We start from the raw sequence: 10,671 nt of genomic DNA on the forward strand, positions 1-10,671 counted from the left end.
TGCCGTTGATGTATTCATGGAGGCTCCCAAAAGTCAAGGGGAGGCGGGCCCATACCCGCCTCCCCTTCATTCGATGTCAGTCCAACGAGTTCTGTGCTGCTTCGAGCCGGCCGAGGACATCGGGGTCGCCACCCGTCGCATAGGCCTGGAACGCCTCTCTCATGGCATTTCCGAGGGCGATCTCGACATCACCCATGATGGGCGCGAGCGGGTAGGCCAGCCCGCCGTTCGTGATGACGTCGCGGCGCGTGTCCAAGGTGCGGTCGTCACTGCTCGCCAGAGGCTCGAGATCGAAAGCGTTTGAGACGACGGGTAGATCCACGAACGCTGCCGCAAGGATTGCCTGTTCTTCCGGAGAGGTGAGGAACGAGATGAACTGGAACGCCTCGGTCTGGTATTCAGAGTTCTCGAACACGGCGATGTTCGTCCCACCGATCGGGCTGAGGAACTCTTCCCTCCCCTCGACGGTCGGCATCGCAGCGATTGCCCAGTCGTCGAATCCGCGGCTCACGAACGACTCCGTGGGGTTCTGCGAGATCATCATGGCGGCCTGTCCTGTGGCGAACTTGTCGATGGTGTCGGCTTCCTGGTCGAGTTCGGCGTCGCTGGGCGCCATGATGCCATCCGTCGTCATGAACCCGATGAAGCGTTCGATGCCCGCCACCTGCCCTGGGTCGGTCAGCGTTGGGTGTCCCTCGTCGTCGAATAGGGCGCCGTCCTCCTGACGCCCGAGGGCGAAAGCGCGCTGGGTGTTCGTCGTTCCCGCCGCACCTCGATGGGTGAAGCCCCACTGATCGATGACACCGTCGCCATCGGTGTCGACGGTGAGTTGCTTGCCAATCGTGACGAAGTCGTCCCACGTCGCGGGTGGCTCCGTGATACCCGCGGCATCGAAGAGTGCCGTGTTGTAGTAGAGCGAGTGCACGCTCCCGATCAGCGGCACAGCCGTGTGTTCTCTCCCGGGAATGCCTGCCGCTTCCCACACCGACGGGATGAACTTCTCACTGCCCCCGAGCTCCTCGAGATGCGCATCAGTCAGGGGCGCGAGCGCTCCGGCATCGTCCAGCGTGCCGACCCAAGTCGTCCCGATGTTGATCAGATCGGGGCCATTTCCCGAAGTTACCGCCGTCAGAATCCGGTTATAGAGGTCGGCCCACGGGATCACCTCTACTTCGACGTGAACACCGGTCTCATCCTCATATCGCGCGGCCGCCTCGCTCCAGGCGATCTCCGAATCTGCGAGCGCCCCGGTCTGCTGCGTCGCCCACCACGTCAGACTGACATCGTCGGCGTTTCCACCGCCGCCTGAGCCGCACCCGGTAATCCCCGCGGTGAGTACTGCGGCTGTGGCGATCGCGGCTGTCCGCGTGATGCGCTTCATGACTGCTCCTTGCTGTCGAACTGATAACCATGACACGACCGAGTACTCGGTAGGTGATAACATTATCCATCGAATAGAACTTTGCAAACGCCCAACCCGGTCGAATTTTCCGCGCGGAAACGTGTCTGCAACGAACCGCGACGATCGAACCTGACACCAGATACCGAGCACCCGGTAGCTTGGTGAAGGCTCCCGCGGACGCGCCGGGAAGTATTCAGACCGGATTGAGGACAGATGAAGAAGCCGAGTGCGCCAGCGGAGGGGATGCGGTCATCGACGCAACGAGGTGGCGATAGCCGGGCAGATATCCTGCGAGCCGCCAAACGTCTCTTCGCAGAGGGTGGTTACCGCGGCACCTCATTGGCCTCGGTGGCGAAGGCTGCGGGGCTGAGTCAACCGGGCCTGCTGCACCACTTCCCTTCTAAAGCGGCACTCCTCGTCGCGCTGTTGTCCGAACAGGATGCGGGCGAACGAGTGATCGGGACACGTACGTCGACGAGCGACTATCTCAACGGGCTGCGGCAGTTGACCAACCATGACCAGGCGAATCCCTTGGACAGGCGGGTCATGAGCGTACTTCTGGGCGAGAGCGTCTCAGCCAACCATCCGGCACACGACTACTTCCTCGAGCGGTATTCGCGGGCGCGCACGAGCCACGCCGCGGTTCTGCGCTCCGTCTCGCCGGGCACACCGCTCTCCGACGAGGAAGCGACCGCCATCGCGGCGATTATCATCGCCACCTTGGACGGCCTTCAGTTTCAGTGGCTCCTGGATCCGACCGTGGACCGAGCTCGGATTTTCGACCTCTTCGCGGACATCCTCGAGGTCTTTCTCGAACGAGGCCGGCAATCCCACTCGGAGTCCGACGCCGCCGGGTGAGAGGACCAGACACGTCGGTCGCAGCATCCATAACGACCGACGTGTCTCGCACGGCTCAGACCGTGACCCGCCCGACCGGGGCCAGCGCGACGCTGGTCCCGCGCGCGGCGGATTCGTACGCAGCGTCCACGATGCGCATGATCTCGAGCGCCTCGCGCCCCGACGTCATCGGCTGTCTGCCCGCGTCGAGTGCCAGCACGAAGTCGGTGGTGACCCCCCTCGTGTGGCTCTGAGTGTCCAGGGTGTGCTCGCGATGCCGACTCGTGACGACGACTTCCTGGATCGGGTGCGAAGCGGTGTACTCGCTGCCCTCCATCTCGATCTCCTCGGCGGTTGCAACACGGCTCGTGATCTTCACGAGCGGCTCGACGCCGGACCGCAGCCCGGCCTTCGTTCCGTGGATGTCCATGCTGATCCCGTTCGCCTGATACATGTTCGAGACCCACGCGACATCGATGAAGGCCGACTTGTCGTCCTCGCACTGGATGAACACGAACGCGTGATCCTCGACGTCTTGGAACATTCCTCCAGGCGGCGGAACCTCCGTCGCCTGGCGCAATTGTGCCGTAACCGACACGACCTTCGGGAAACCGAGCATCCACATCGCGGAATCGATCATGTACACGCCGTTGTCGATGAGAACACCGCCTCCACCCTGCTTCTGATCCATCCACCACTGCATTCCGTGATACATGTGATGTCCGGGCCGCCCTCGAAGCCGCCAGTCCGTGCTGCGCACGTGGTAGACGTCTCCCAACTCGCCGTGCTCGATCATGCTATGTGCGACCTTCTGATGTTCTTCGGATCGGCCACGCGCGGACGCGCACGCGAGAAACACGCCGGCCCGTTCAGCGGCCTCGACCATCTCCAACGAGTCCTCCGCGGTGAGCGAAAGAGGCTTCTCACACAGCACGTGCTTTCCGGCGGCGATCGCTTTCAACGTCAACTCTTTGTGCGTATCGGTCGGCGTGGACACGATCACTGCGTCGATGTCGGATCGCTCCAGCATCTCGTCGTAGGTGCGAGCGGCGTGCTCGATATTCCAATCGGCCGCGAACCGGGATATGCGCTCGAAGTTTCTGCTGTAGACCGAGCGCACCTCCCCCACCCCCGACTCCCGAGTACCCCTCACGTGCCAATCCCCAATGAGTCCCGCCCCGACCAAGCCGATTCCAACCAAGACTTCTGCTCCTTCGTCTGATGATTCGTCGACACCTGAAGGGTGCGACGAAGAGTGATGGAAAACCATCCTATACAGACCGAGTGCTCGGTAGGCTAAGTTGGATCCGGGCCTCTATCGAAAGGGATATTGATGTGAGCGAGCCGCTCCCCCTGAACTCGTTTCTCCAGATCGCGCTGGTCGTCGATGACATCGAGAAGGCTGTCGACGGGTGGTCTCACGTTCTCGGCATAAGACGGCCGACCATCTACGACTTCGAAGCGACCCCGAAGGCCACGGAGAGCTATCGCGGCGCGCAGGCGTGCTACGGGATCAAGTTCGCGATGATCAAGTGCGTCGAGCGAGGGTTCATTCTGGAACTGCATGAGCCGGACGACAACGCATCGACTTTCCGCGAGTTCCTCGACGAACACGGCAACGGCGTGCACCACCTGGGATTCGACGTCGGGCTCGCTCACGACGCCGTCGTGGCGCAGCTGGCCTCGTCGGGACATGACCTGCGAGTGGTGGGGATGCGCGGCGACGAGGGCTGGACCGTTGTCGACACGGAGTCAACGCTCGGCGTGAACCTGAACATCAAGCCGTCCTTCGACTGGTCCCGGTTCTGACGACCACTCCGCACGCCGCGCCGAATTCGCAAAGGGGCACTGATCGGATCAGTCGCTGCGGCGACGACACTCCGTCTGGCCGCGAGACAGCCGCTCATAGGCTCGCAGATCACGTTCCCCTGGGAGGGATGGTTACGGTGATCCGGTCGAGATGTTGGCGATGAGCGCGTCTAGGTGTGATGTCCAGGCAGGTTGTTAAGTCTGCTGAGAGGTGGTGCGCCGATTGCGGTGTGGAGCCTGTGCTGATTGTAGAAGTGCAGCCAGCCAGCTCAAGGGCCTGAGCTCGGTGCAGTACCAAGATCAGGCCCTCGCGCTTAGGCTCTCAATTGGCCAGTCCGACATTCAGGGGCCAGTTCACAACTGACTCTCGCCCCGCTTGTCTGTTGGTTCAGGTCAGCGTGACAGTTCGGCGCCGGCGTACGAGGCCGGTGTCGCTACCGGCCCCGAAGCGTCTGCTGCGGGGCCGTTAGCTTTTGGGGAACGGTCGACGCTGACGTCGGCGAACTTCAGAGACGCACCGACGTTGTCTGCGACGATGTCGCGGGTCTCTCGAGACTGTCCGGTCTCCTTGTCGACGTAGGTGCCGAATCGGAGGTCGCCGGCGACGATCACGCTGTCGCCTTTGCGGAGCGAGTCGGCGACGTGCCGGGCCTGCTGGTTGAACACGACGACCCGGTGGAACACGGTGCCGACGTCTTCCCACCGGTTGGTGGTCTCGTTCAGGCGGCGGTCGTTGATGGCGACGGTGAACCGGGCGTACTCGTTGCCCGATTCGGCGTTGCCGTGTTCGGGGTCACTGGTGAGGTTGCCCTCGATGGTGACGGGGATCCTGGTGGTCATCCTTCTTCCTTCCTGTCAGAGACACCGGTGGTGTCTCGGTGGGCGTGGGCCTTTCTGGTCCACGCGTCCCATTCCTGCTCATCGGTGATCCCGTCCCATGAGCGGGGTTTGAGGGGGTCGTGTCCGCGGGCGCAGCCGCCGGAGTACGCCTTCGCCATGCGGGGCAGGGCGAGGCTGAGGCGTTCGTGCCAGCCGATCGGGCCGAAGCCGGCGTCGGTGGTGTCGAACGCGACGGTGTGCGCGGTGTGCAGGGCGGAGAGTTCTTCGACGAGCTGGCCGTGCTTGTACCAGCAGGCCGGGACGACGGATTCGGAGATCCGGTACCGCACGGTGAACCATTCCACCCAGTCCCGCAGCGCGTCCCAGGCGTCGGCGGCCTTGTGGTCGGGGAGGGTGCGCCAGTCGATGATGTGCGCGCCGAGCGGGTCGGAGGGCCCGTACCGCTGGTTCGGGTCGTACCCGGAGACGTCGTTCGCGACAGCGTCGTCGTAGTCCGGCGGCGGGGGCAGATCGGTCATGCCGCATCCCCGTGGTCGGGCTGCAGCTTCTGCCGCAGCCGGGTGAGCGCGAGATGGGAGGCGGTGCGGCGGGTGCGGTTGCGGGCGAGGACGGCGTCGCGGTCGATGAGCCGGTGCAATAAGTCGTGGCAGTACGGGTGCATCGCCACCAGGTCCTCGTCCGCCTCCCCGGCGCTCCAGGCGCCGTCGAGAAGTCTCACCCCGCGGTAGTCGAGGTGGTGCAGCTCGAGCTGGCCGCGAGTGGCCGCCCGCCCGCAGCCGGCACAGGTGAGTGGCTGCCCGGTGGTGGCGTGGTGTGTGAACCAGCGGTCGCGGCGAGCGAACCACGCCTTCGAGCGCAGGAACTCGTTCCGATACAGATTGAACAGCGCCGGGCGGCGACGGTTGCTCATGCCTCTGTCACCCCCTCCACCGGCTCCGCACTCTCGAACTCCGGAACGTCGGAGGTCCGGGAGTTCGGAACCCGGGCATTCGTGTCGAACACGGCCCGCTGCTCCTGCTCGGTCGCCCGCTTGCCGGACTGGACGATGTGCGCGTCGCGGCGTTCGTCCCACCCGGCCAGGTCGAGCAGCACACTGCGGCGGTTCCGGTACGCCAGCAGCCCGACGCTCGGCGGCAGCCGGCGGATCTCATCGACCGACATCAGCGCGCGGCGCTCAAGATGCTCACTGGTCGAATGCCCGGTCTCCCGGGTCGACCAGGACCGCTGCTCACGGCGGGTGTCGCGAGTGCCGAGCAGCGACTCGATGTCGCGGAGATGACCGACATGGCTGGCACCACCAAGAAGCACCTTCGCGGTCGCGGCGGCCCAGATGGTGTCCGCTTCCGCACGGGACCAAGACGTCTCCGCCTGGGAGAGCGCCTGCAGCACGATGAAGGTGCAGATCCCGCGGCCGCCACCGTCGGCCATGATGCGGGGCAGGTTCCCCCACCGGAACATGTTCGCGATCTCATCCAGGATGAGCCCGAGCGGGTGCGGGAGCCGGGAGCCGGGGGAGGCGAGAGCGGTGGTGCGGGCGACCTCGACGATGTCATCCAGCACCGCGCCCAGCCACCCGCCCATCGCCGAGGCCCCGGACGACGACCCGATCAAGTACAGGGTGTTGGCGCTGTCGAGGAACTCGCGCGGGTCGAACACCTCATCGCCGGGGCGGGGGAGGAGGGCGTCGCGGATCTGCGGGACAGCGAGTGGGGCGACGGCGCCTTGGACTCCGAACCAGATGGAGGAGACCAGTTTCTCGTCGGCGGAGATGGTGGCGTCGAGGCTGTCGCCCCAGCCGGGGGTGCCGTCGGTTCTGAGGATGTCGACGGCGGCTCGGGTCTGCGCCGGACTGGTGCCCCAGTCGTACAGTTCGGCGATCGTCTTGTCGCCGACGGCGGCGGCGTGCAGCAGCCGGCCGAGGACGACGCCGGAGGCTTGCGCCCACTCCTCGTTGGTCCGCGAGGCGCCCAGGGCGGTGCCGGTGATGATCGCGGTGCCGCGTTGCATGGCGACGAGGGGGTCTTCGCAGCCGGTGATGGGGGAGATGCGGAGGGGGTGGCGGATGCCGGAGAGTCCTTGCGGGTCGAACACGTGCACCTGGCCGCGGGTCTGCCGCATCCGCATCGTCGCGGTGAGGTTGTCGTTCGTGGTCGACGTGGTGATGAGCGGGCCGGACCAGTCCAGGATCGCCGAGATCAGCACCCGGTACCCCTTCCCTGATCGGGGCGGACCCTCGAGCGCGACGGAGTCCTCGATGGACACGTACACGTCCTGCCCCCGGGACCTGCCGACGCGCCAGCCGACGTCGGTGGCGGTCGGCTTCGGAATATCGGGACGGAGCTGGTGCGCGCGGCGGAGGACGGCCTTGGCGGAGAGGTGATCCCGGATCTCGGAGGCGGTGGCGAACCCCGGCCTGGTGCGCAGGTCGGTGATGAACGCCCGATCCGACTCCCGGTACCGCCGCACCGCCACCAGCCCCCACACCGCCAGCCCGCCGATCAGCAACACCGCCACCACATCAGCGATGCGGATGATCGCGACCGGCAGGGTGCATCCGGCGGGTGGGATGTAGCTGTCGGGGTTGCCGGTGACGGCGAGCGCCAGACCGGAGAACAGGTTCACCGGGGCAGGCCGGGTCCCACAGGTGAGCCAGGTGGTGGCTTCGGCGATGAACCCGAACGCGAGCGCGAGCAGCATCGCTGCCACTATCAGGATCGCGGCCGCCTTGCCAAGGATGCTCTGATTCACCGGTCACCCCGCCTTTAGAGGCCTTCGGCGGCGGACGCGGCAGCACTGAGCCACGCATCGCGGGTGCGGGGTCGGAGGGTGTCGAACCGGAGTGGTCCGGCTTTGAGGGCCGGGTCGAACGGGATGGTGTGGACGGCGCGGACGTGCCCGGTGAACCCGTCGGCGATGCGGCGGGCTGCGGTGGTGCCGGTGGGTTCGGATTGGGTGACGAGGACGACGGCACGGTCGGCGAGGGCGGCGGAGCGGTCGTCCCGGCCACGGAGCGCGTCGAGGAGGAGGGCGGCGGATTCGGCGGATTCTGGGTTGGCGAGGGTGGGCAGGACGAGTTGGTAGGAGGAGTCGATCATCCGCAACCAGCGTTCGGCGGATTCGTCGTTGCCGGAATCGAAGATCACCATCCGGTAGAACCGGGCCGCGACCTGCATCAACAAGTCGAAATCGGTGGCGCCGATCCGCTGGTCGGTGGCGAGCAGTTCCGGGTTGGAGCGGAGCACGTCGTACCGGTCCGCGGCCTGGTGGTGTACGAACCGGCTGATGTCCGACACCCCCGCCGCGGGCGTGAGGAGTCCGGGGGCTGCGGGGAGCAGGTCGCGGAGCGTGGTGTCGTACAGGCCTTGCTCGGTGCGCCAGCCGAGAGTGCCGCGGGTGTCGTTGTTATCCCACGCCAACACATTCCCGCCACCCTCCCGGGCGTAGACGGCGGCGAGCATCGTGGTGGTCATGGTCTTACCGACCCCGCCCTTGCCGTTCACGACAGCGAGGGTGCGGCACCCCGCCCACTGCCGCGCCACCAGCACCCGCTCCTCCGCCCGCCGCGTCTCGGCGGCGGAGGGGCGGACGGTGATGCCGAGGCCGGCGAGCACACCACGCCACCCGGTGGGGTGGGGTGGCGTGTCGGTGGTGGGGGTGAGGAAGGTGGGGCGGGGGGACTCCGCAGCCGGCGCGGAACCTGCGAGGAGTGCTTCCGGCTGCGAAGCCTGTTCCCTCACCTCCTCTCCACGTTCCGTCGCGATGGTGTCGTCGATGTCCTGATACGGCCCCAGGTCCAACCCTTCGTCGTCGCCGGGCTCGACTTCTGCTGTCGTGGGGAGGAGGGTGAGGTCGCCGGCGGGGTCGACGAGCAGGCGGTGCTGCCCGCGGTCGCCGGAGGTCACGAGCTCGACCGGGGTGCCGGTGCGGCGAGCCTCGTCACTGGCGCGACGGATCACCGCGTGGCGGATGTCTTCGTCCCCTGTGGCGGTGACCGGTTCGGTGTGTCCGTCGGTGGCGATGAAGGTCGCGGTCGGACCGGTGACGGTCGCATAGGTGCGGGGGTGAGCGACGGTAGTCATGATCACAGCTCCTCGGTCAGGTCGCGGCTCTCCGCGGTCAGCCAGCCGTCCACGGTGCTGTCGGCTGGGTCTGCGGGCTGGGGCCAGTAGTCGTCGAGCGCGCCGGTGTCGATGACCCGGACGGTGGCGTCGTCGCGGTCGGCGGGGTTGACGGCGTCGTCGGTGGCGAACAGCTCGTACTCCCACGGCGTGGAGGTGGCGAAGCAGTCCACCAGGTAGGAGTACTGGCCGACGTACGCGAGGAACTCGCCCTTCCGCAGCTGCCTCGCCATCTCCACATGCGGGGCCGGCAGGTTCAGCCGGGTGCGCAGCGCAGTCTGTTCTTGGTGGTTCACGCGGAAGATGAACTTGTTCTCAATGTCCCCGACGATCGAGTACGCCAGCGAGCGTTCCAACGATCCCTCTTCGCCAACCGCGTCGAGGTCGCCCATCTTGTGCAGGATGACGATGTTGCTGATCCCGTAATGCCTCGACAGCTTCAGCCACTGCTGGAACATCTGCAACGACGCCAGCGACGTCATGTCCCGCCACCCCTCCTCCCGCACCACATACCGGGTCCGCCGCGCCGCACGATCCGAGATCACCGCCTGGATCCACGCGGTCGAGCACACCTGCGTCAGCTGCGCCGCCAAGTCTCCGCGGGCGAAGAGCTCGGAGGTGTCGGTAACGACGATGGGGGCGTCCTGGTCGAACTCCACCGTCGATTCGTCCTCAAACAGACCGGACAGGTCGCCTTCCACGAACCGGCGCAGCACGAACCGCGGCTGGATGGCACCGTCCGCGGCGCGGAACGCCGCCGTGGTGTCGCCGGCCAGATGCCCGAGCTCCTCATAGACGCCGCGGAGGGTGGGGCGATCGCCGGTGCGGGTGATGCAGCGGTCGAGGGCGTCGAGGATGGCGGCGTGCTCGACGGCGGTGAGCCGGTTGCCGAGGGTCATTTCGATGAGGGCGATGAGGGTGCCGATGCGGCGCTGCTTCACCATCTGCTCGTGCTGTTCATCCGACGCCCCGGTGCGCCGCGGGCCCCGGTCGAGCGGGTTGAGGCGGGTGCCGGTGCCACCACCGAGACGGATCACCCGGCCACCGGGGATCGCCTCCGCAACGGTCACCCATTCGCCCTTCGGGTCTGAGGGGACGACGACTTGGTGGCCGAACGCGATGGAGCGGGTGACGAGCGTCTTCACGGTCGCGGACTTCCCGCCCCGGTACGCCCCGAGCACCAGGATGTTGGTCGAGAACGTGCCGCGTTCGGTGGCGTCGACGTACGCCTCCCACGGCGAGAAGTGCCACAACGCGTCGGCGTTGAGGTCGACCCCGAGGATGGGTCCGCGGTGCCCGAGCCCGGAGTCGGCGACGAACGGGTAGATCCCGGCGATGTGCTGCGAGGTCGCCTGATGCGTCGGGATCCACGCCTTCGCGACGTTCCAGTACCCGCCCTGCGTGATCCCCGGCCCGAACGGTCCCGGCACCGCCGGCTCCGGCAGATTCCGATCCCGCCGCGACGAGGCGGCCGGCTTCTCCTCCTGCTGCGCGTCGGCGATCTGTTTCTGCAGGTCGCGGCGCTCCTTACGGGTGAGGCCGGTGGGGGTGAAGGTGGCGGCGTGGCGGGTCATCACTTCATCCCCAACCCGACCGGGATCGCGTTCACCATCAGCGCTTCGGCCTGCTGGCAGTACAGGATCTGCGCCTCCATGCCCGCCCGCG

Annotated in this window: 10 protein-coding genes; 2 read left to right on the forward strand and 8 right to left on the reverse strand. The window is 66.6% G+C overall.

Annotated features, from left to right (window positions below; all coding sequences use genetic code 11):
* Window positions 1-76: 76 nt before the first annotated feature.
* Window positions 77-1,381 carry an ABC transporter substrate-binding protein gene (locus AC3A46_RS15165; protein WP_487665939.1) on the reverse strand — a complete coding sequence of 435 codons (1,305 nt, stop codon included), beginning with the start codon at window positions 1,379-1,381 and terminating at the stop codon, window positions 77-79.
* Between the two features lie 234 nt (window positions 1,382-1,615).
* Here AC3A46_RS15165 and AC3A46_RS15170 point away from each other — a divergent pair, with 234 nt between their 5' ends.
* A complete protein-coding gene (locus AC3A46_RS15170; protein ID WP_487665940.1) occupies window positions 1,616-2,260 on the forward strand; it encodes a TetR/AcrR family transcriptional regulator in 645 nt (214 codons plus the stop codon).
* A gap of 55 nt (window positions 2,261-2,315) precedes the next feature.
* Here AC3A46_RS15170 and AC3A46_RS15175 read toward each other — a convergent pair whose 3' ends face one another.
* Entirely contained in the window at window positions 2,316-3,509 is a 1,194-nt protein-coding gene (locus AC3A46_RS15175; RefSeq protein WP_487665941.1) for a Gfo/Idh/MocA family protein, read from the reverse strand.
* A gap of 14 nt (window positions 3,510-3,523) precedes the next feature.
* Between AC3A46_RS15175 and AC3A46_RS15180 the strand changes: the two genes are divergently transcribed.
* Window positions 3,524-4,048 (forward strand): VOC family protein, encoded by a 525-nt coding sequence (locus AC3A46_RS15180; protein WP_487665942.1) that lies wholly within the window; start codon window positions 3,524-3,526, stop codon window positions 4,046-4,048.
* A 393-nt stretch (window positions 4,049-4,441) separates the two neighbouring features.
* On the opposite strand, the gene AC3A46_RS15185 is transcribed toward AC3A46_RS15180, so the two are convergent.
* From AC3A46_RS15185 to AC3A46_RS15210, 6 genes are read right to left on the reverse strand one after another with little or no spacing between them, the layout of a single operon-like run.
* Window positions 4,442-4,888 (reverse strand): single-stranded DNA-binding protein, encoded by a 447-nt coding sequence (locus AC3A46_RS15185; protein ID WP_487665943.1) that lies wholly within the window; start codon window positions 4,886-4,888, stop codon window positions 4,442-4,444.
* Complete coding sequence (locus AC3A46_RS15190; RefSeq protein ID WP_487665944.1) at window positions 4,885-5,406, reverse strand: hypothetical protein; 522 nt, start codon at window positions 5,404-5,406, stop codon at window positions 4,885-4,887. The genes AC3A46_RS15185 and AC3A46_RS15190 overlap by 4 nt, the downstream gene beginning before the upstream one ends.
* Window positions 5,403-5,798 (reverse strand): hypothetical protein, encoded by a 396-nt coding sequence (locus AC3A46_RS15195; RefSeq protein ID WP_487665945.1) that lies wholly within the window; start codon window positions 5,796-5,798, stop codon window positions 5,403-5,405. The genes AC3A46_RS15190 and AC3A46_RS15195 overlap by 4 nt, the downstream gene beginning before the upstream one ends.
* Window positions 5,795-7,636: a type IV secretory system conjugative DNA transfer family protein gene (locus AC3A46_RS15200; protein WP_487665946.1), complete on the reverse strand. Its 1,842-nt coding sequence runs from the start codon at window positions 7,634-7,636 to the stop codon at window positions 5,795-5,797. Before AC3A46_RS15200 ends, AC3A46_RS15195 begins: the two co-directional genes overlap by 4 nt.
* Before the next feature lie 14 nt (window positions 7,637-7,650).
* Window positions 7,651-8,967 (reverse strand): MinD/ParA family ATP-binding protein, encoded by a 1,317-nt coding sequence (locus AC3A46_RS15205; RefSeq protein ID WP_487665947.1) that lies wholly within the window; start codon window positions 8,965-8,967, stop codon window positions 7,651-7,653.
* 2 nt (window positions 8,968-8,969) lie between these two features.
* Window positions 8,970-10,580 carry a hypothetical protein gene (locus tag AC3A46_RS15210; RefSeq protein WP_487665948.1) on the reverse strand — a complete coding sequence of 537 codons (1,611 nt, stop codon included), beginning with the start codon at window positions 10,578-10,580 and terminating at the stop codon, window positions 8,970-8,972.
* Between the last annotated feature and the right edge of the window lie 91 nt (window positions 10,581-10,671).

Source organism: Microbacterium sp. Soil_C_42, assembly GCF_057656735.1.

What these genes read in the sequence shown, in the direction of transcription:
- AC3A46_RS15165 (WP_487665939.1), bottom strand. Translation starts at nt 1,381, where the DNA reads ATGAAGCGCATCACGCGGACAGCCGCGATCGCCACAGCCGCAGTACTC.
- AC3A46_RS15170 (WP_487665940.1), top strand. Translation starts at nt 1,616, where the DNA reads ATGAAGAAGCCGAGTGCGCCAGCGGAGGGGATGCGGTCATCGACGCAA.
- AC3A46_RS15175 (WP_487665941.1), bottom strand. Translation starts at nt 3,509, where the DNA reads ATGGTTTTCCATCACTCTTCGTCGCACCCTTCAGGTGTCGACGAATCA.
- AC3A46_RS15185 (WP_487665943.1), bottom strand. Translation starts at nt 4,888, where the DNA reads ATGACCACCAGGATCCCCGTCACCATCGAGGGCAACCTCACCAGTGAC.
- AC3A46_RS15190 (WP_487665944.1), bottom strand. Translation starts at nt 5,406, where the DNA reads ATGACCGATCTGCCCCCGCCGCCGGACTACGACGACGCTGTCGCGAAC.
- AC3A46_RS15195 (WP_487665945.1), bottom strand. Translation starts at nt 5,798, where the DNA reads ATGAGCAACCGTCGCCGCCCGGCGCTGTTCAATCTGTATCGGAACGAG.
- AC3A46_RS15205 (WP_487665947.1), bottom strand. Translation starts at nt 8,967, where the DNA reads ATGACTACCGTCGCTCACCCCCGCACCTATGCGACCGTCACCGGTCCG.
- AC3A46_RS15210 (WP_487665948.1), bottom strand. Translation starts at nt 10,580, where the DNA reads ATGACCCGCCACGCCGCCACCTTCACCCCCACCGGCCTCACCCGTAAG.